The sequence below is a fragment of the Bacteroidia bacterium genome, from assembly GCA_016218155.1.
Taxonomy (GTDB): domain Bacteria; phylum Bacteroidota; class Bacteroidia; order Bacteroidales; family GWA2-32-17; genus GWA2-32-17.
The window spans coordinates 1-23,078 of record JACREQ010000058.1 but is presented as its reverse complement, the minus strand read 5'-3'; the positions used below and the strand labels follow the sequence as shown (position 1 = coordinate 23,078).

Genomic DNA, 23,078 nt, shown 5'->3' with positions numbered 1-23,078 from the left:
TTAATTACCAGTTACGATAAGAATGATATCGCTTATTATGGTGAATTGTAAAAATATGCCATCCCTTGCAATTCGGTTGAATGCAAAGGAACACACGGGTATTATTTATTAATAATTGTGGCATAATAATCAGCAAAGGTAAAATTTTATTTATAAATAAAAAAAACTTTAGGTTGAATAAACAATATTCAAAGAAAATTAAATATAAGAGAAAAAAGCGAATTAACTTACAACAGCTGCCTGAGGCTCTTCAACAATATCACCTTCCTCATCTTCTGCATCAAGATCGATAGCATCTTTAAGCATATTCTTGGTATTAACCCTCTTCTCAAGAGTTAATAAAATTGAAGGCAACAAAATTAAATTTGTTACAAGTGAACTTAACAGAGTAATTGAAATTAATGTACCCATAGCTGCCGTTCCACCAAAACTAGAAACAATGAATATTGCAAATCCAAAAAACAAAATAATATTAGTATAAATCATACTAAGACCAACCTCTTTCACGGTGTTACGAATAGAATCAGATCCTGAACCTTTTTTTAACTGTTGCCTGTATTCAGTTAATATATAAATAGTACCATCCGATGCTAAGCCAAATGCGATACTAAAAATTAATATTGTTGATGGTTTAAATGGTATATTAAAATAACCCATTATTCCTGCTGTAACAACAAGTGGAATTAAGCATGGTATTTTGGATAAAACAATAATTAATACAGAACGGAAAAGTACCATTCCGATAAGCAATATTAATCCTATAGCGATTAAAAGGCTTATAAAAAGATGACGGAATAAATAATCATTACCTTTTAAAAAAACTGCGCTTTGACCAGTAAAACTTACATTATATTCTTTTGGATCAAAAATACTATCCACTTGTGGCCTTAACTCGTTTATTAATTCTTTTATTCGAACTGAACCAACATCAGCCATCTGAAAGCTGACTCTTGTATAACGCTTAGTACTATCAAGAAAAGCTTTAAATTTACTATCATTACCAGATACTGTTGATATATATTTTTTCATTTTATTCAGTTCCATTGGAGGAGGCAACTGATAAAATTTAGGTTTTCCATCATTGTAAGCCTGATATGCAAATCTTAATGCCTCAACAACAGAAAGTGGTTTAGAAAATTCGGAATGCTCGTTAACAACTTTCTGAAGTTTTTTAATTTTATAAAGTGTTTTAGCATCATCAGCAAAAACACCTTTTTCCTTTTTAGTATCAATTAAAACTTCAAAAGGTAAAACTCCATTAAAATTCTTTTCAAAGAAACGTAAATCAGTATATATAGGATCTTTTTTCGGAAGATCGTCAACAACATAACCGATTTTTTTAATATTAAACATTCCAAGTCCGCCAATAACAGTAATAACAGCAATAACAATATAAATTGCAGTTCTTCGGTTATGAACTAAAAAATTTACTTTATCAATAATATAATTAATTCGTTTTCCGGATAAATGATTCTTCTTTTTTAATGATGGAGCTGGTAAAAAACTTAAAATAATAGTTAAAAATGTTAACGCCACAAAATAAGATGCTATAACATTTATTGCAGCAACAACACCAAATTCAACAAGTAAAGAGCTGTTTGTAAAATAAAAAACTCCAAAACCAACCGCAGTAGTAATATTAGCTAAAAAATTAGACAGTCCAACTTTTCTTACCATCATGCTTAATGCACGCATTTTATTACCATGCCTGCGAAGTTCATCCTGATATTTATTTGTAAAAAAGATACAATTAGGTAACCCAATAACTGTAATCAGTGGCGGAATCATTGAAGATAAAATCGTTATTTGATAGCCAAACAAATGTATTGTTCCAAGTGACCATATCAATCCAATTGCAACTACCACTAAAGAATACCCAACAACCCTGAATGAACGGAAAAATAAATAAAGAATTAATGCCGTAACAACAATTGCAAGAATTAAAAATAGTTCCATTTCATTCGAAACGGTTTTCATGAATTTTGTTCGAATATACGGTAGTCCAGAAAAATGCAAATTCGTTTTATACTTTGCAGAAAATTTATCAGCTTTTTCTTTAATACTTTCTACAATGCTTATTCGTTCCTTTGAATTCAATTTTTTATCATCAAAGGTTATTGCCATTAAAGTAGAGTTTGTTTCTTTATTAATAACCAATCCATCATAAAATGGCAATGAATAAATTAACTCTTTAATACTGTCTAATTCTAATTGTGTTTTAGGTTTCTCTTTAATAAGCTGATTAAATTCAAACTTATTCAGGCTATCATTTTTAGTAATATTGTATATGTTAGTAACAGACAGTACTTCTTTTATTCCAACAATATTTTTAATCTCTTTCCCTAAATCATATAAATCATTAAACTTAGAAAGTTCAAATAAATTAGAATCCTGAAGACCAATAACCATTACATTACCATCTTCACCAAACATTCTTTTAAAAGATGAGTAATCTACCATTGCCTGATCATCGCTTGGCAAGGGCTTTACAAATGTATATGAAAGTTCAATTTTACTAGCCTGCCAAGCCATAAAAACAGTTATAGCAAGTAGTACCAAAAGAATGGCTACCCTATTACGTAAAATTAAACTAGCTATAGCACCCCACATTTTATCTTATTATTATAAGGGCTGCAAAGTTAGAACATTTTTATTGTCAACTATAGTATTGCAAGCAAGTTTTTTTAGACTGCTAATCAGTATATTACACTTATATTTTTGAATTATAACCGATTAAATTATTTTTTTAGTTAATTTTTTATTTAAATAATTGAATTTTAAAACATTTAATTTTATTAAATTTGTATAATTAAGTTATTTATTTCTTGCTTTTTTAATTTCTACTTAACTATTTAATAATTAGTGATACGTGAAGAATATTGAAGAAGAACTAAAAGAAAAAGAATATTTACTAAATGAAGCTCAAAAAATTGCAAAACTTGGAAGCTATTCATTAGATATTGCAACTGGTATTTGGAATAGTTCAGAAATTCTTGATGACATTTTTGGAATAGATAAAAATTATGTCAGATCTATTGACGGCTGGGCAAATATTGTTCATCCAGATCATAGAAAAATGATGACCGATTATTTTACAAATGATGTTTTAGCTAAAAAAGGCTCATTCAATAAAGAGTATAAAATTATAAAGCAAAATAATGGCAAAATTCTTTGGGTTCATGGTTTAGGTGAACTTCGTTTCGATTCAAAAGGCAATGTCATTAAAATGTTAGGTACTATTACAGATATTACAGAAAGAAAATTAATTGAATTATTGCTTAAAGAAAAAACCGAAGAAATAGAATCTCAAAACGAGGAATACAAACAATTAAATGAAGAGTTAAATATTATAAAATTAGATACTGAAGAAAATGAAGCTAGACTAAAAGAAGCGCAAAGAATTGCACATATAGGGCATTGGGTTTTAGATTTAGAAAACAATGTTCTTCATTGGTCTGATGAAGTTTACAGAATATTTAATTTAAAACCTCAGGAATTTGCTGCCACATACGAAGCATTTATAAATGCTATTCATCCTGATGACAGAATTAAAGTTAACATTGCTTATACTTCCTCTTTGGAAACTAAAAGCCCATATGAAATAATTCATAGATTACTAATGTCTGACGGAAAAGTTAAACATGTAAAAGAACGTTGCGAAACATTTTATAACAAAGAAGAAAAACCATATAGATCAGTTGGTACTATACAAGACATTACTGAACAAATAATATACGAAGAAGAACTTAAACAAAAAAATGAGGAGATTGAAAAACAAAATGAAGAATATAAACAATTAATAGAAGAATTACAATTAGCAAAAGATAAAATTGAATTAAGCGAAAATAAATTCAGAAATCTTGTTGAAACATCAAGTGATATTATATGGGAAACAAATATTGACGGCGTATACACATATATAAGTCCGCAAGTTGAAAACATTTTAGGTTTTAAACAGTCAGAATTAATTGGCAAATCGCCATTTTACATTATGCCTCAAGATGATGCTAAAAGAATTTCAATAATATCAGATAATATTGTAAAATCTAAGCAACCTTTCAGTGGATTAGAAACACCAGCTATTGACAAAAATGGCAATTTATTTACCTTTGAGACTAATGGGGTACCTGTTTTTGATAGTAAAAGAAATATAATAGGGTACAGAGGTATAAACAGAAATATAACAAAGAGAAAACAAGCAGAAAAATTATTAGCTCAAAAAAATGACGAGATAGAAGCTCAAAACGAAGAATACAAGCAGCTTAACGAAGAATTAAATTGTGCAAAAGAAAAAGCAGAAGAAAGTGACAGATTAAAATCTGCATTTCTTGCAAATATGAGCCACGAAATACGCACTCCAATGAATGGCATAATTGGATTTTCGCAATTACTTTTAAAGAAAAATTTACCTGAAGACAAAAAACAGAAATTTGTAGAGATAATAAATACTAATGGGTATCAATTATTAGGTATTATAAATGACATTATTGATATATCAAAAATTGAATTAGGCATTGTTACCCCTTATTTTAGTAACATTAGTCTAGATAATATTCTTGAAGATATTGAAACAATGATTAAACCTTCTGCAAATTCAAAAAACATTAGATTATCATTAAATAAATCAACTACAAGTTCAGTTAAAGACATATATACAGACGATATTAAACTTCGTCAGATTTTAACAAATCTTCTTACAAATGCAGTAAAATTTACAAATAAAGGAACAATTGAATTTGGTTATGAAATAAAATCAGATAAAATTGAATTTTATGTTAAAGATGAAGGCTGTGGAATACCTGAAGATAAAATTAATTTGATTTTTGAAAGGTTTAGGCAATTAGATAATCAACCAGATGACAGCAGAACTGGAACAGGGTTAGGATTGGCAATAACAAAAGCATTTGTAGGATTACTTGGTGGCGAGATATGGCTTAAATCTGAACTAAACAAAGGAACTACATTTTATTTTACAATAAAATACCAACCTTCAAAATCTGAACTTGTGAGCGATTTTAATACTAAAGAAGAACATTTTAACTGGTACAATAAAACAATTTTAGTAGCTGAAGATGATCTTTCAAATTTTAAATTAATAGAAGAAATTTTTGCAGCAACAAATGCGAAAATTATTTATGCAAGTAACGGTCAGAAAGCCATTGATGAATTCAATAACAATGAGCATATTGATATTATTTTAATGGACATTAAACTTCCTGTAAAAAATGGCTATGTAGCAACTGCTGAGATTAGAAAAATTAATAAAACAGTTCCTATAATTGCAATTACTGCGTATGCGTTTTCTGAAGACAAAGAAAAAGCGATGTTAGCCGGGTGCTCTGATTACCTTTCAAAGCCGATTAATGACAAAGAATTATGCAAATTAATAAACAAATATTTTGAGCCATAATTAAATCTTTATTTAATGACAAAAAGGCATATTTACTTTGTTATAACATATTGTACATTACTATTATTTATATTTAGTTCCTGTCAGGTAAGTCGCTTTATTTTTTACAATTTCGCAGATATAAAGGATTATAAGAAATTCCCTTCACGGGAATTAAAAAATGATTCTGTAATTTTTTATTTTCCAAATTCAAAAAATGAAAAAGTACCAGATTTAATAACAATAGCTAATGAAAATAATATTTCATTTGACAAATATCTGGAAGCCAATAAAACGGTAGCTTTTCTAATTATTCAAAACGATACAATAAAATATGAAAAGTATTTTAATGGTTATAATAAATCATCAATAACAACTTCCTTTTCAATAGCAAAATCAATAACTTCAATTTTAATAGGTTGTGCAATTAAAGAAGGTTTTATAAAATCTATTGATGAACCTATAATAAATTACATACCAGAATTAAAAAATAAAAATCTGGATAATGTTACGATAAAGCATTTATTACAAATGACATCAGGAATAAAATTTAATGAAAGCTATTTTAACCCGGTAAGCGATGCTGCAATTTTTTATTATGGAAGAAATCTAAGAAGAGCTATTTCCCATATGCGAATGGAATCCGAACCAGGTAAAAAATTTGAATATAAAAGCGGTAATGCACAATTACTTGGATTAATTTTAGAAAGGTCGCTGAAAACAAAAACTGTAACGGAATACTTTCAGGAAAAACTATGGAAACCATTGGGAATGGAATATGATGGAAGTTGGAGCATCGATAAAAATAACAACGGTTTAGAAAAAACATTTTGTTGCATAAATGCACGAGCAAACGATTTTGCTAAAATCGGCAGATTGTATTTAAATAAAGGCAACTGGAATGGAAAGCAAATTGTACCTGAAAATTGGATATATGAATCTACAAAAATCGATACTACAAACGGAAGCAAATGGTACTATCAATACCAATGGTGGATAACAAATAAAAAAGGAAATTACTTGGCTCAGGGATTCCTCGGACAGTTTATTTATGTATGCCCTTCAAAAAATCTTATTATAGTTAGAATGGGGAAAAAAGAAGGCAAAATTGAATGGTGGAAATTTCTTAACTCAATCGCCGACAACTATTAAATTTTTCGTTTTCAACTTTCAACTTTAAGTATTTTAGACACTTTCAATTAATATGTTATTTAGAATCTATCTGTATAATATTTTTTTATAAACACTGTCATTAAACATATTTGCCTTTTAAAGCGAAATATTAATTTTGAGGAAAATTAAATCATAATATTCAATAAGAATAAGAATATGGCAAAAGTGAAAGGAGCAATAGTAGTTGACATTGAAAAATGCAAAGGCTGTAGCGTTTGTATTCCTGCATGTCCACAGGAGGTTATACTACTTGCAAAAGAAGTAAATGGCAAAGGGTATCAATATGCTTATATGGAAAAACCTGATGCTTGCACAGGTTGTATAAACTGTGCTATTGTATGTCCGGACGGAGTAATAACAGTTTATCGCACAAAAGTTGAAGCTTAAAAATTAATCGAAAAAAAAGAAAGCAATGGGCGAATTAAAATTAATGAAAGGCAATGAGGCAGTAGCCGAAGCTGCTATTAGAGCTGGTGCCGATGGTTATTTCGGTTATCCTATAACTCCACAATCGGAAATTATGGAATATTTAATGACCGAAAAACCTTACGAAACAACAGGTATGGTTGTGTTACAAGCAGAAAGTGAAGTTGCTGCTATAAATATGGTATATGGTGGAGCATCTTGCGGAAGAATGGTAATGACATCATCTTCTAGTCCCGGTATTAGTTTAAAAATGGAAGGCATTTCATATCTGGCAGGTGCTGAATTACCTGCTGTAATTGTAAATGTAGTTAGAGGTGGTCCCGGTTTAGGAACTATTCAGCCTTCTCAATCAGATTATTTTCAAGCTACTAAAGGTGGTGGTCATGGCGATTACAGAATGTATGTACTTGCACCCTCTTCAGTTCAGGAAATGTGCGATTTTGTAAAAATCGGATTCGATATGGCTTTTAAATATCGTAACCCTGTTATGATTTTAAGTGATGGTGCTATTGGTCAGATGATGGAAAAAGTTGTGCTTTTTGATCCTATTCCTAGACGTACACCTGAGGAAATTGAAAAACAATGTCCATGGGCTACAGTTGGAAAAAAAGCCAACCGCGAACGTAATATTATAACATCTCTTCTTTTAGATTCTCATGAGCAGGAACAACATGTTTTCAAACTCAGAGATAAATATAAAAGAATGCAACAAGAAGATGTTAAATTTGAAAAAATACAATGCGATGATGCAGAATATCTTTTTGTAGCTTATGGTTCAAGTGCACGTATTTGTCAAAAAGCTGTTGATATGGCTCGTGCACAAGGAATAAAAGTTGGACTTTTCCGTCCTATCACTTTATTTCCATTCCCATCAGAAGAATTAAAAAAACTAAGCTCACAAATAAAAGGTATCTTATCTGTAGAGATGAGCCTTGGTCAAATGATTGAAGACATTAAACTTGCTGTTGAATGCAAAGTTCCGGTAAATCATTTTGGAAGAACTGGTGGCGTTATTCATTCACCGGGTGAAGTATTTGAAGCATTAAAATCTACTTATTTAGGAGGATAAACATATGGATATTAAAGATATTATAAAACCAGAAAACATCGTTTACAAGAAAACGAAACTTTTTACAGAAAAGCCTCTTTCGTACTGTCCTGGCTGCGGACACGGTACTGCACATCGTATGTTGCTAGAAGTGTTGGAAGAAATGAATATTTATTCTGATACTGTTGGTATTGCTCCTGTTGGTTGCTCTGTATTAGCGTATGAATTTTTAGATATTGATATGCAACAAGCAGCTCATGGTCGTGCACCGGCACTTGCAACTGCTGTAAAAAGATTAATGCCTGATAAATTTGTTTTTACTTATCAAGGTGATGGTGATTTAGCAGCAATTGGCACAGCTGAAACAATTCATGCTTGTAACCGAGGTGAAAACTTTACTATGATTTTCATAAATAATGGTATTTATGGAATGACTGGAGGACAAATGGCTCCAACAACACTTCCCGGAATGAGAGCATCAACATGCCCTTTTGGTCGTAATACAGAAATAATGGGAAATCCATTAAAAATCACTGAACTTTTAGCACAATTACCAGGTGTATATTATGCAACTCGTCAGGCTGTTCATACGCCAAATGCGGTTCGTAAAACTAAAAAAGCTTTAAGAAATGCATTTGAATACCAAAAACTAAAAAAAGGAATTTCTTTTGTTGAAATAGTTTCAAATTGTAATTCGGGATGGAAAATGACTCCAAACCAATCTAATAAATGGATGGAAGATAATATGTTCCCATTCTACCCTTTAGGTGACATTAAAGTTCCTCAGTTAGAAAAAGTTTAGTAACATTAAACAAAAAGAATCATGACAGAAGAAATTATTATAGCCGGATTTGGAGGACAGGGTGTGCTTTCAATGGGTAAAATTCTTGCATATTCAGGTATTATGCAAAATCAAGAAGTTAGCTGGATGCCTTCATACGGACCAGAAATGCGTGGAGGAACTGCTAATGTTACAGTTATTCTAAGTAATGAAATGATAAGTTCCCCGATTGTTAATGAGTTTGATACAGCTATCATACTAAATCAACAATCAATGGATAAATTTGAAAAAACTGTTAAACCTGGTGGTATATTAGTATATGATCCTAATGGAATTACTCGTCATCCAACCAGAAAAGACATTACAATTTATTCAATAGATGCAACTGACGAAGCAAATCGAATGGGAAATGTGAAAATATTCAATATGATAGTGCTTGGTGGTTATTTAAAGATTAAACCAGTAATTTTAGTTGAAAATATTGTAAAAGGATTAGAAAAATCACTACCAAAAAGACACCACGGACTAATTCCAGAGAATAAAAATGGAGTTATGCGGGGCATGGAAATTATTAAACAAAAATAAAATAAAGCTGCTTCGGCAGCTTTTTTTATTAATAATATTTAAATCGTTTTAAAAAATCGTTTTAAATAATCAATTTTGTAATATGAATTATAACGAAATACTTTTCTTCTCTGGATTTATATTATTTATTATACTAATCCTATATGCTGATTTAGGTTTGATTGGCAGAAAAAGCCATGTTGTATCTTTTAAAGAAGCTTCTTTATGGAGCGTTGTTTGGATAAGCCTGTCACTAATATTTTGGATTACATTAAGATATTACGGACATGTAATTCATGGAATTGACAACTATGATGAACTGCAACAAAAGGTAATACAAAACTCGCATCCTATAACATTAGTTGCAGGTAACTTCGCAGAAAGTTTATCCATTTATAATAATAATTTATCTCTTGAATATATAACCGGCTACCTTATTGAATATGCGTTATCGATTGATAATGTTTTTGTTATGGTTATGATTTTTTATTCATTCTCTGTTAAAGAAAAATTCTATAAACGAGTTTTATTCTGGGGAATTCTTGGTGCCATTGTTATGCGCTTCTTATTTATTTTTCTAAGTGCTGCATTAATTCAAAAATTTAACTGGACACTTTATATTTTTGGTGGATTATTAATATTCACAGCAGTTAAAATGTTTTTAAACCGCAACAAAGAAGAGAAAATAGATACAGAGAAACACCCTGTTGTAAGATTTGCTTCAAAATATTTTAATGTATTTCCAAGATATGTAGGACAGAATTTCTTCATCAGAAGAAAAAAAGTTTTACAAATGACTCCATTGTTTCTTGTTTTATTAGTTATTGAATTTTCTGATGTTATTTTTGCCGTTGATTCTGTTCCTGCAATTTTCTCTATAACAAAAGACCCATATATTGTTTTCTTTTCAAACATATTCGCAATCTTAGGATTAAGATCACTGTTTTTTCTGGTAGTACATGTAATTAACCTATTTCATTATTTAAAAACCGGATTGTCATTTTTACTAGCTTTTATTGGAACAAAAATGTTTCTTCATTCATGGCTTAAAGAAATTGGGTTTACTACAGAACATTCTTTATATGTAGTATTAGGAATTTTAGTAATTAGCATTTTAGCATCTGTAATTTTTCCTCCAAAGAAATCAGAAGAAATTCATTTGGAATAAGATTTTACTTGTCTTTAGATTTTAAAATCTCTTATTTATTACCTTTGTATAAATGAACTTCATAATTTATATAATATTCCTTTTTTTCGTTCTGGTTTTTGCCATTACACCTTTCTTTGTTTTGTATTTATTTTCTTCATTTTTAGCATTCCTAATTGGTTCAGTATTTAAATACAGATATAAAGTAATTTATCAAAATCTTTCAAATTCTTTTCAAGGGTTAACTGAAAAAGAAAAAAAGAAAATCATAAAAAAAGTTTACCTTAATATTTCTGATTTAGCAGTTGAGTCTATTAAGAGTTTTACAATGTCTAAAAAACAAATTAAACAAAGGTTAGTTGTTTTAAATCCGGAATTTTTAGACTTGCTTTATAAATCAAATCGCGGAGTAATTGGAGTTACCGGGCATTATGCCAATTGGGAGTGGGCTGCTCTTGCATCAAGTATGTATCTAAAACATAGTCCGGTTGGCTTTTACAAACCATTATCTAACAAACATATTGACCAATACATGAAAAGAAACAGAGGAAGAAATGGAATGCACCTTTGTTCAATTTATGTAACTGCTATATCATTTGAAAGCTATAAGAATAAACCAGCATTCTTTGCAATGGTTGGCGATCAAAGTCCGTCAAACGCAAATAAAGCATATTGGCTTGATTTTCTAAATCAAAAAACAGCATGCTTACATGGACCAGAAAACTATGCAAAACTATATAATCTGCCTGTTGTTTTTCTGGACATTCAAAGAATTAAACGTGGTCATTACACAGTTGAACTTTCAAAAATTACTGATGAACCACTTAATGAAAAAAATGGAGAAATCACTCGAGTTTACATGCAAAAGCTGGAAGCAGTAATTCGCAAAAAGCCAGAAGATTGGTTATGGTCACATCGAAGGTGGAAAATTAAACCTAAAATCTAATTACGAATAACAAATCAATTGATATTTTCAAAGAATTAATAATTTGTAATCCATAATTATAATATTCGTAATTTTACATTCATAATTCGTTATCAGAACATCAGTAATTGAATATATGTCAAACAAGCCACTAGCAGAGCGAATGCGGCCAATTAATTTTGACTCATACATAGGTCAAAAACATTTAATTGGAGAGAATGCTGTTTTACGCAAAATGGTAGAAAGCGGGAATATTCATTCAATGATATTCTGGGGACCTCCCGGTGTTGGAAAAACTACTCTGGCAAATATTATTTCAAATATTTTAAATCGTCCTTTTTTTAGTTTAAGTGCAATAAATTCGGGAGTAAAAGATGTTCGTGAAGTAATTGAGAAAGCAAAATCAAAGCATTTTTTTGATAGCCCAGCTCCTATCCTATTTATTGATGAAATTCACAGATTCAGTAAATCACAGCAGGATTCGTTACTTGGTGCTGTAGAAAAAGGAACAGTTGTACTTATTGGCGCGACAACAGAAAATCCATCATTCGAAGTAATTACTCCATTATTATCACGCTGTCAGGTTTATATTTTAAAATCATTAGAAGAAGAAGACTTGCTTAATCTTGCAAAAAGAGCCATAGAAAATGATTCAGTACTAAAAAAACAAAAAATAAATTTAGAAGAAACCGAGGCACTTCTAAGATTTTCAGGTGGTGATGCAAGAAAATTATTAAATATTATCGATTTAGTTTCAAATGCATTTGAAAAGGATGTTGTTATAATAAATAACAAAAATGTAGTAGATGTACTTCAACAGAATATTGCAATCTATGATAAAGGCGGAGAACAACATTATGATATAATTTCTGCATTTATTAAATCAATACGTGGAAGCGATCCCAATGCTGCAGTATATTATCTCGCACGAATGCTTGCCGGTGGCGAGGACATTAAATTTATTGCACGAAGAATGATAATTCTGGCTTCTGAGGATATTGGAATTGCAAATCCAAATGCACTTTTGTTAGCAACAAATTGTTTTGAAGCAGTAAGTATGATAGGAATGCCAGAATCAAGAATTATACTTTCTGAAGTGGCTGTATATCTTGCAACCTCACCAAAAAGCAACTCAACGTATTCTGCTATTGACGCTGCATTAGCATTAGTTGAGAAAACTGGGGATTTGCCAGTCCCACTTCACTTGCGTAATGCACCAACAAAGCTAATGAAAAATATTGGCTATGGTAAAGAATATAAATATGCTCATAGCTTCGAAAATAATTTTGTTGATTTGGAATTTCTACCGGATAAAATTTCCGGAACCTGCTTATACAACCCACAAACAACAGCTAAAGAAAAAGAAATTTTAGCTTTTCTTGCTCAAAGGTGGAAAGGGAAATACGGGTATAAATAAGACTAAAAACAAGCTGTGTGTTTTGTCATCCTGAATGTAGCATTGCGGAATGAAGGATCTATTTCGCAATACTACACTAGATTCTTCACTACTCCGCCGCGGCGGACAGAATGACAAAATGGATGAAATAAAAATTACCTGTAATTTGAGAATTCTCTAATATTTCACAATCTTTCTATTAAGAATACCTTTCGATCTACTAATCTTAACATAATACAACCCAGAAGCTAATTTGTTTGTTGGAATAAGAACTTTAGACTTCTGAATTATATTAATATTTTTAAGAATAACGGTTTCTCCCTGAACATTGTTTATTTCTATAACACAGTTCCCAATTCCTCCCATCAATTCAACATTTAATTCATCTTTAACAGGATTAGGATATAGGTTAACCATACTTTCAATTTGATTATCAGTTATACCAACATATTTTGGGTGAACCCACTTTTTAATAGTATCAGATCCACATGAATTATACACTATTAAAGTCACCAAAACAGTATCAGAACTGGCATATGGATGTACCGGGTTTATTTCAGTTGAAAATGATCCATCATTAAAATCCCATTTACAAGAATCCATTAGTGTTGACGTATTATTAAACTTTACCTGCCAACCTTTATTATTTATTTCTGTAAATGAAGCTAATGGGGCATCACAAATAACTATACTGTCAAAAGCAAAACCTTTATTTTGTACAGTCCCTTCAAAATAAAACTGCAATCTAACATCTTGCACACTAATATAGTTTTTTAAAGAATGCTTTACCTGCTTCCATCCTAATGATGAATATGTCCATGAATATCCGGCATTATACCAATCTGGATCGCTTGCTGAACCTAATGCAGAATAAACATTTCCACCATCAGTTGAAATTTTTAACTGACAATATGTAGGGTATGTTTCTTTATACCATATCATCATCTTTAACATAGGGTTTTGCATTGACGTTAAATCAATACACGGACTTGTAACATAAGATCTTTCAGCAAGATTATGATAACCTGTTAAATTAGTTGCCCATGCATGTGTTCCGGATGATGCTGTAGTTAAAGCCGTATCTGCTACAACACCCCATTGCCATGAAGAATTTAATCCAGTTGCATACCAATTACCATTATTTGTTTCAAAATTTTCAACATATGGATAATTAGAAATCAACGAATAATGCATTACATCTGCATAAGCGGTATCATTTGAAGTGTTTTGCTCGGATGGCAAAGCAGTTGTTGCAATTACTTTATATAAACCATCTGCACCAAAATTGAATGTAGAATTAAACTTATAAATCATTGATTCCTGAAAGTCTAAAGTATCTGCAATTGTTTCCGTAACATAAGTAATACCACCATCAACAGAGCATTTTACATCAAAATCGTGAATAGAATTCATTCCATGATTTATTATTTTAACTTTTACAGAATCCGTAACAGTCAATCTGCAACTTCCAATTGGTTCAATAATCTGGTCAACTGACAAATCATTCAATGGTGATTCTGATATCTTAATATTATCTATTGCAATTCCTTCATCAACACCATTAACACCACCTCTAAAAACAATTCTAAAAATCACAAATGGCTTTCCAATTAATGAATCAAGTGCATGTCGGGCATGCAACCATCCTCCACTTGATCCATTCCAACCAGAACTTGAATACCCTGATGGTGTATTATACCAATTATTTCCGTCACCGGTATTACCTAATCTATGCCAGTTCATATTTTGAAAAAAAACATTATCAGTTGTGTATTCAATCTGTGCAATATCCGCAGTTGCAGTTTTATACCATAAATCAAATTCTAAAACAGGCAGAGTTAATGAACTAAAATCAAAACAGGGACCTATGACATATGAATTCTCATTAGACAAATAATTTCCAATTGTATCTGTTACCCAGCACTTAGTACCTGAAGCAGCTGAATTAATTGTAGTCTTTGCAGGTGTTCCCCATTGCCAACTTGAACCTGGATGAGTTTGATCTATCCAAGCTGTAGTCCAACCAACAGTATTGGATTCAAAATCCTGAAAATATGGAAATGTACTTACACTATTGTTATTTGTTATTGGAAAATAAATGGTGTCATTAGAGCTATTTACATCACCAACATAGGCAGTAAATATTTTAAAATTATATGTTTTATTTGAAATTGTAAGATCAGCACGAGTATTAAATGTGTAGTAATAGCTCTGATATGGTAAAATCTGATCTGAATGGGTCTCTATTACCGGTGGGTTATTGTCAATTTGATAACCTACAGGAACATTATACAAAGTATCGTTTCCCATATTTTTGTATAACAAAACAACTCCTGCAGTATCAGTTAAAGAACAACTAGTTCTTGGTGCACGTAACATTACTGCCTCCAGGTCGATGCTAAATGCTTCAACAACATTAATATTAAAAGTAGTTGATGGAAATAAATTTGCAACATTATAAGTATCAATTATTATATAATATACTGTATCGCTATAAACTGCAATATTATACAGAGATGGGTTACCACTGGCAGCTTCTACATATGAAACGCAATGTACACCAGGAGCATCAGGACAATTATTAAATAAGAACAAACCACATAATGAATTTGTATTTAATAAATTGATTGAGATATTCATATTTGTAGCTGGATGAAATTGCAATACATAATCATTACCTGACATATACGTAGTATTATTTGGTCCAACCTGATAATCCATTCCATAACCGCTTGTAGTTCCAGTAAATGAAAAAGGTAATGAATTAATAATATTGGGATTTGCACAATCTTTACCTACTTGAGAAAATGCACTAAGAATAATAAGATTAAAACAAAAGAATAATGCTGCTTTCATATTTTAGTTTTAAATTAGACAGTTACAAATGCATAAAAGTTGCACAAAGATAATTTTAATGAATAAATTATTTAAACAGTAATATTGAATCTAAAAATAAATACAAAATACTAAATATAAAATGATAAACTAGTTTGAGAATTAATTTATTTAATACATTTGAACAAATTAATTATTTTTAGAATTAATAAAAAAATATGAGTAAAGGAAATTTAATAATTAATAATTCCAAACAAATTGAAAAACAATTTTATTTTAATGACACTTTTAAAAGGCTTATTCTATTTAGCATATCATTGCTAATCGTTAAACTTTGCTTGTTGCCTTTGATTCATACAGTTGATTCAGATGGTGTTTCAAGAATTTTTATTTCATTAGGCTGGTTAAAAAATCCATATTGGATAAAAGGTGGAAATTGGGGTCCTTTTCATTTTTATCTTATGGGTAGCGCACTTAAAATATTAAACAATCAATTTTATACTCCGTTAATTTTAAATATTGTTTTGAGCAGTGCTACACTTTTCCCATTATATTTCTTTTTCAAGAGATTACACAATGAAAGCACTGCTCTAATTCTTTGTTTTTTATTCTCACTTTCACCAATTATTTTTAGACTTAGCTTATTAACTTTAGCTGAGACACCTTATCTATTCTTTGTTATATTATCAGCTAATTTACTATACAAAGGACTTGATGAAAAAAAAATACTATATGTTTTTTTAGGAGGTTTAATAACAAGTATAGCCGGTGGTTTTAGATATGAAATATGGATACTTTCAACATTATTTTCAATTTTAATATTAATAAAATATTCTAAAAAAGATTTTCTTGTTTTTAATTCCACAGCTTTAATTTTTCCATGCATATGGCTTATATCAAACTATTTAGATAGCGGATATTTTTTAAATAGTTTTAAATGGGCAGACTTAGCAACTGAAACAAATAAAATTGATTCTATAGAAAGTTTCTTAAGAAGAATTTGGTTTTACCCTTTGTCATTAATATTTGCATTTGGACCTATCGCATTTTTTTATTTTATCAAAACGATAATAAAAACATATAAAAATATTGAATATAAAAAAACAATAATAACATTTAGCATTGTATTTTCGATAGTATTTATTATTTTCTTATTTAATACATTAAGAGGCTCGCTATTATTACAGCATCGATTTACAATTACCTTATTCATAATATGTTTTCCAATGTTTGGGTATTATTTTAATACATTAAATAAAAAGAAAATTATAATGGCGTTAGTTTTTGGCTTTACAGGTTTTATTTTAGCTTTTGCATATAGCTCAAAAGGAGCAAGACCCATCCCCAGATTATTAAGTAAAGAAGCTAATGAAATAAATAATATTGTAAAATCAAATGTTAGCATAAAATCAGGGTTAATTATTGATTTTTGGAATTGGGAAAGTACTTATTGCATTGCTTTTATGTCTAACTTACCAAGAAATAACATAGTATTAGTTGATCAAAACAGTGATTTAAATTTTATTTCTGATGAAATAAAAAGAATTGTTACTGAAAAACCAAATGGTTATTTATTAATTTGTAGTAAAGGACTTTTAAACAATGTAGTTACAATTAAACAAGATACAATAATACTCATAAAAGATAACATACATTTTCCAATTAAAATGGTAAAAAACTATCCAGACGCTTCATTATATGAATACACTTTTAATTAATAATTTTATAATTATTATAAGCAAATCCTTCTTAAGTTTAACATTTAAATAATAATTTTGAATTAAGAACACATTGTTAAAAACAAATTATGATTAACATAAAAAAGCTTTTCCCAGCACTTGAATGGTTACCATCATATACTTTAAAACTTTTAGGATACGATGCGGTAGCTGGGATAACTTTAGCAGCATACGCAATTCCGGTTTCGCTGGCTTATGCAACACTAGCAGGTTTACCACCTCAGTATGGAATTTTCGGATATTTATTAGGCGGATTATTTTACGCTATGTTAGGAACCGGAAAACAACTCGCAATTGGTCCAACTTCTGCAATTTCTATGTTAATTGGTGTAACCCTTGCAACTTTATCCAATGGCGATACACAAAGATGGCTTGATCTTTCTTCACTTACTGCACTTGTTTTTGCAGCTATGAGTTTTTTAGCTTATATTTTACATTTAAGTAGTATTATAAATTTCATTAGCGAAACCGTACTTGTTGGTTTTAAGGCCGGTGCTGCTATCACAATAGGATTAACACAGGTGCCCAAATTATTAGGAATATCTGGTGGGGGCGACGATTTTTTCAATAGGGTTATTAATATTTATCATCAAATTCCTGATACAAATATTTATGTTTTAATTTTCGGTTTAGTTGCAATAGGATTGATGATTCTTGGTAAAAAATTTCTACCTGGTAAGCCTGTCACTTTAGTTGTAGTTGTGCTTTCAATAATTGTAATAACATTAACATCTATTGGCGGATTAGGATTTAAAACAGTTGGAGATATACCAGCAGGATTACCTCAATTACATATTCCTAATTTTAATTGGGAAGATATTAATAGCGTGCTTCCACTTGCATTTGCATGTTTTCTTTTAGCATATATTGAAAGTGTTTCGGCTGCCAAAGCTATTGCACAAAAAAATGGTTACGATATTGACGCACGTCAGGAATTACTTGCTTTAGGCCTCTCGAATTTAGCTACATCTTTTGGTCATGGTTACCCGGTAAGTGGCGGATTATCACAATCTGCAGTAAACGAAAAAGCCGGAGCTAAAACTCCGATGGCACTTGTGTTTGCATCAATTTGTATTGGTATTTGCTTATTGTTTTTTACAGGATTGTTAAAAAATTTACCAACAGTAATACTCGCATCAATTGTACTTATTGCTGTATCTGGGCTTATAGATTTTAAAGAGCTTAACAGAATGCGTAAAGTAAATAAGTTTGATTTTATTATTGCTTTACTTGCATTGTTAAGTGTTATAAGTTTCGGTATTTTAAACGGTGTTTTAATTGCAGCACTTGCTTCCTTATTATTAATAATCAGAACCGTATCAAGTCCACATATTGCAATACTAGGTAGAATACCTGGTACAAATCGTTATACCGATATAAAAAGACATCCTGATAATGAGATCTTACCTGGTGTTTTGTTATTCAGAGTAGAATCTCCTTTAGTTTATTTTAATGTCTCAAATGTATATAATGTTATTTGGGAAAGAATACTTAAAGAAGAATCAATAATTAAAGTTGTAATTTTTGATTTAAGTACATCTGCATATATTGATTCTAGTGGCGCAAGACTTATTAAAAGATTTTATGAAAATCTTGCTGCTAAGGGTATTTCATTTAAAGTAGCCGAAGCCCATTCCGAGGTTCGTGATATTTTAAGATTCGAAGATGTCGAACATTTATTAGGACATGTTAGCAGAAGAGATTCTATACATGATGTAATTGTTCATACATTAACAGATGCAGAAATGCAGGAAAAATTAAAATTCGAAAATTCTGATTCTAAATAAATTTCTAAACACTTTAAACAACAAAACAATGAAAAAATCATTCTTCTTAACATCAGCAATTATTGTAGCTATCTGTATTAACAGTTTTGCACAGGTTACAAAACTTGATTTCGAAACCTCAATGACAAAAGCAGGAGTTACCAAATTTGATAATGTATATTTAAATAACTCAAAAACTTTCTATACTGATGGCACCAGCAGATATACTTATGCTACATATAGTGGTGATAAAACAAAAGTAGAATTAACAGCCACTTCAATTTTTCTGTATTATTATACTGATAACACAAAAGCTACTGTATCAGGAATTACAGTAATACCATTTTCTTCTATAAAATCATATGTTATGAGTAAAGAACTCACTATTGATTTGAAGGAATAATAAAATATACTTCTGAAAAACAATAATTTAATATATTATTGTTTTTCACAGGCAACCATTTACCTTTTTATTTGTTTTATATAATAAAGAAATTAAATATTAATAATATTTTATTACCAACCTTATTTATATGAAATCACTACTACATTTTTTAAAAAGCACAACGGTTATTCTAATAATTGTTGTAACATTTTATGCAAATAATAGTGCAAAAGCTCAAACAGGTTTCTGTACTGTATTACAACAGCCATGTAATAGCGATGGAATATTAGTTACTACAATAACTTCTGGACTAACTCCCCCCCTTACTTTTGAATATGGAAATGGGACGCATTCAAATGTATTAATTTTAACAGATACAATGTATAATATCTCAAGTGGGGCATATGTTTATATTCATGATAATTTCGGTAACGATCTTTTACTTAATACAGGTATAGTACGTCCATTCTTAACGGATTACCCTCTTGTTATAACAAATCCTGTTTGCCCAAATACAAGTGGAACCATAAACATAACTATTGATGGCGGAAATATGCCTGCATCTGTAACCTGGTATGAAGGACATAATTGGAGCCCGGGTCCATTGGTTGGAAGCGGTAATCCTATGACTTTATCTCTAGGTACTTATTGTGCATATGTTACAGACATTAATGGTTGTGGCTATTTTTATCCTGATACTAATATTTCAATTTACCAAACAACTCCAATTCATTATAATGTAAATACTACGGATGCAAATTGCACAAATGGTACAGCTACTATAACAAATATTACTGGTGGAATAGCACCATACAGCACTCTTTGGTCAAATGGCTTAAGTACTTCTACAATTAGTAATTTAACCTCCGGATATTATAACCTGACTGTTACTGATGCTCAAAATTGCACTTCATCTCAATATTTTAGCGTTAATCAGTCTACAATAATTAACGCAAATACAAGTATAACCCATGCAACTTGTACTAATAATAATGGTAGTGTAATTACTTTTGGTTCGGGAGGAACTCCACCATATACATATATTTATAGCAATGGAGCAACTTCACAATCAATAAACAACTTAGCTGGAAACACAAATCTGCAAGTAACCGTGACAGATGCTAATCAATGCACAAAAAATAATTACATTTATATTGGAATAAATACTCCAATAATTGTAAATTATAGTGCGACTCCCAGCTCATGCACTACTCCTACCGGAAGTGTAACGTTAAACATCAATGGTGGAACTTTACCATATTCAATTGTATGGTTTACATCACCTCTACAAACAGGAAGTTCAATTATTAATATGCCAGCAGGTAATTATTCATTTAAAGTAACAGACGCTGTTGGTTGTGAAAGAACCGGAACTGCAATAATTTATCCTTTGAGTGATTTTTATAGTAATCCAAGTGCAATTTCCCCAACTTGTCCGATAAATAATAATGGAAGTATTACATTATTTGGTAATGGTACCGAACCTCCTTTTACATATTTATGGAGTAATGGAGCAAATACTTCTACTATTTCAAATTTATCTCCAGGCTACTATATATGTACAATTACAGACAATATTGGATGTACGTTTACAAGATGTCAGAATCTGATTTTATTAAGTCCTGTTCATATTGGGTTTAATGTTACAGCAGCAACATGTTTGTACAATCATGATGGAAGCATTACTGCAAATCCTACCGGAGGTACTCCCCCTTATAGTTTTTCATGGTCAAATGGTCAGAATACTGCAACTATTAACGGACTAGAAAAAGGGTTTTACTGGTGCAATGTTATAGATGCAAATGGTTGTAGTAAATGGGAACAAACTTATGTTGACTATAACCATAATAATGATAGCTGTTATTGCACAATTACAGGAAGAGTATTTGTTGATAATAATACAAATTGTATTTATAATACTGGCGAAGATTCTGTTCAAAATATTATGGTACATTGTTCACCTTTTGGATATAGTTTTACCAATAACCAAGGGTATTATTCATTTAAAGTTCCTACAGGAAGTTATACAATATCCGAAGTAGTACAATATATTTATCCACTGGCATCATGTCAAAATAATTCAATTCCATTAACAGTTACTGCAAGCTCTGGCTGTGCTGACACCATAAATTTTGCGAATTATATAAATCCATTACATGATATTCATATAAGAACTACCAATTTTAATCCTGCAATACCCGGAAACAATTATTACCATTCTATAATTGTTGAAAATGATGGAACAGTTCCTGAGTCTAATATTCAATTATCAAACAGTAATGATGGACAGCTTCAATATCTCTCAACAAGCCCAGTAGCTTTAAACCAACCCGATCCTATAAACGAACCTAATTGGTATAATATTACTTCAGGATTCCCAACCCTTTTACCAGGTCAAGGTACAATGTTACTTTCAAATTATTTTGTTCCAACAAATATTCCTATAAATACTACAGTTAATTTCTGGGATACTACAGCATATAATCCACCTATGAATAATTGGCTCTCAGATTATTCCCCATGGAATAATGTTAATGACACACAAATTGTTGTTATTGGTCCATTTGACCCCAACTACAAAGAAGTATTTCCAAAAGGAGTTGGTAGCCAAGGTTACATAAGCAATTCAGATTCTGTTCTTGACTATATAATACATTTTCAAAATATAGGAAATTATTTTGCACAAAATGTTGTTATAATTGATACAATAGATAGTGATCTTGATTTATCAACATTAAGACTTGGGTTTTCAAATAAAAATTACATTGCAGAAATGAACGAGAACAGGGTACTAAAATTTACTTTTAATAATATTCATTTATATCCTGAAAACTGGGAGCCATTATTAAGCTGTGGTCTAGTATGTTATTCTATTAACCAAAACCCATTATTAAACGATGGAGCACAGATAAAAAATTCTGCAGATATTTATTTTGATTATAATGCACCAGTAAAAACAAATACTACAATAAATACGATCAAAATTTTGGGTTCACCTTATCAAGGATTAAATAACCAAATTTCGTTATACCCCAACCCTGCTTCAACTGAAATATTTGTTATGGCTTCAGAAAATAATATTTTAGAAACTATATATATTCAAGATATGACAGGTAGGTTATTAATAATCAAGAATATTTCCAATTCTTCAACTCAGCAAATTAATATTGAAAAATTAACAAGTGGAATTTACTTTATAACTGCTGAAAATCAAAAGAGAGAAAAATTTGTAAAAAAGTTTATAAAAGACTAAAAAAAATAGTTGAAAACTTTTGTGTAAAAGCAAAAGGACACCCACAAACAAAAAACCCCAGAAAAACAGATGTTTTTCTGGGGTTTTTCACAATTTTAATTCTCTTATCCGCGGAGAGAGAGGCTCAAGAACCAAGCTCTCCTGTATATTGTTTTTCAAGCTATTACAAAGAGGTTATATCCTTAACCAGCCGGAAAACCAGCCAAAATTCCATAACACACTTTCAAACTCAAAAAGAACGGTTAACTGAA

At 30.4% G+C, this 23,078-nt stretch carries 15 protein-coding genes; 13 read left to right on the top strand and 2 right to left on the bottom strand.

The window, feature by feature from the left end; translation table 11 throughout:
- Positions 1-222: 222 nt before the first annotated feature.
- Complete coding sequence (locus HY951_10580; GenBank protein ID MBI5540493.1) at positions 223-2,610, bottom strand: MMPL family transporter; 2,388 nt, start codon at positions 2,608-2,610, stop codon at positions 223-225.
- 259 nt (positions 2,611-2,869) lie between these two features.
- Between HY951_10580 and HY951_10575 the strand changes: the two genes are divergently transcribed.
- From HY951_10575 to HY951_10535, 9 genes are all read left to right on the top strand, one after another.
- Positions 2,870-5,410, top strand: coding sequence for a PAS domain-containing protein (locus HY951_10575; protein ID MBI5540492.1), 2,541 nt, complete (start codon positions 2,870-2,872; stop codon positions 5,408-5,410).
- Positions 5,411-5,425: 15 nt separating this feature from the next.
- Complete coding sequence (locus tag HY951_10570; GenBank protein MBI5540491.1) at positions 5,426-6,541, top strand: serine hydrolase; 1,116 nt, start codon at positions 5,426-5,428, stop codon at positions 6,539-6,541.
- 177 nt (positions 6,542-6,718) lie between these two features.
- Positions 6,719-6,949 carry a 4Fe-4S dicluster domain-containing protein gene (locus HY951_10565; GenBank protein ID MBI5540490.1) on the top strand — a complete coding sequence of 77 codons (231 nt, stop codon included), beginning with the start codon at positions 6,719-6,721 and terminating at the stop codon, positions 6,947-6,949.
- A gap of 25 nt (positions 6,950-6,974) precedes the next feature.
- The gene (locus HY951_10560; GenBank protein ID MBI5540489.1) at positions 6,975-8,057 is read left to right on the top strand and encodes a 3-methyl-2-oxobutanoate dehydrogenase subunit VorB; all 1,083 of its coding nucleotides are present in this window, start codon (positions 6,975-6,977) and stop codon (positions 8,055-8,057) included.
- 4 nt (positions 8,058-8,061) lie between these two features.
- Positions 8,062-8,838 (top strand): 2-oxoglutarate oxidoreductase, encoded by a 777-nt coding sequence (locus HY951_10555; protein ID MBI5540488.1) that lies wholly within the window; start codon positions 8,062-8,064, stop codon positions 8,836-8,838.
- Positions 8,839-8,859: 21 nt separating this feature from the next.
- On the top strand, positions 8,860-9,402 hold the full coding sequence (locus tag HY951_10550; protein MBI5540487.1) for a 2-oxoacid:acceptor oxidoreductase family protein: 543 nt from the start codon (positions 8,860-8,862) through the stop codon (positions 9,400-9,402).
- A gap of 82 nt (positions 9,403-9,484) precedes the next feature.
- Entirely contained in the window at positions 9,485-10,549 is a 1,065-nt protein-coding gene (locus tag HY951_10545) for a TerC/Alx family metal homeostasis membrane protein (GenBank protein MBI5540486.1), read from the top strand.
- 52 nt (positions 10,550-10,601) lie between these two features.
- The gene (locus HY951_10540) at positions 10,602-11,474 is read left to right on the top strand and encodes a lysophospholipid acyltransferase family protein (GenBank protein ID MBI5540485.1); all 873 of its coding nucleotides are present in this window, start codon (positions 10,602-10,604) and stop codon (positions 11,472-11,474) included.
- 115 nt (positions 11,475-11,589) lie between these two features.
- Positions 11,590-12,870 carry a replication-associated recombination protein A gene (locus HY951_10535; protein MBI5540484.1) on the top strand — a complete coding sequence of 427 codons (1,281 nt, stop codon included), beginning with the start codon at positions 11,590-11,592 and terminating at the stop codon, positions 12,868-12,870.
- Positions 12,871-13,026: 156 nt separating this feature from the next.
- Here the strand turns inward: HY951_10535 and HY951_10530 are convergent, their stop codons facing one another.
- Positions 13,027-15,705, bottom strand: coding sequence for a T9SS type A sorting domain-containing protein (locus HY951_10530; GenBank protein ID MBI5540483.1), 2,679 nt, complete (start codon positions 15,703-15,705; stop codon positions 13,027-13,029).
- Positions 15,706-15,902: 197 nt separating this feature from the next.
- On the opposite strand from HY951_10530, the gene HY951_10525 reads away from it, so the two are divergent.
- The 4 genes from HY951_10525 (at position 15,903) to HY951_10510 (ending at position 22,827) form a co-directional block, all read left to right on the top strand.
- Positions 15,903-17,402 carry a glycosyltransferase family 39 protein gene (locus tag HY951_10525; protein MBI5540482.1) on the top strand — a complete coding sequence of 500 codons (1,500 nt, stop codon included), beginning with the start codon at positions 15,903-15,905 and terminating at the stop codon, positions 17,400-17,402.
- 89 nt (positions 17,403-17,491) lie between these two features.
- Positions 17,492-19,210 carry a SulP family inorganic anion transporter gene (locus HY951_10520; protein MBI5540481.1) on the top strand — a complete coding sequence of 573 codons (1,719 nt, stop codon included), beginning with the start codon at positions 17,492-17,494 and terminating at the stop codon, positions 19,208-19,210.
- A gap of 28 nt (positions 19,211-19,238) precedes the next feature.
- Positions 19,239-19,592 carry a hypothetical protein gene (locus HY951_10515; protein ID MBI5540480.1) on the top strand — a complete coding sequence of 118 codons (354 nt, stop codon included), beginning with the start codon at positions 19,239-19,241 and terminating at the stop codon, positions 19,590-19,592.
- 130 nt (positions 19,593-19,722) lie between these two features.
- A complete protein-coding gene (locus HY951_10510) occupies positions 19,723-22,827 on the top strand; it encodes a T9SS type A sorting domain-containing protein (GenBank protein ID MBI5540479.1) in 3,105 nt (1,034 codons plus the stop codon).
- Positions 22,828-23,078: the final 251 nt, after the last annotated feature.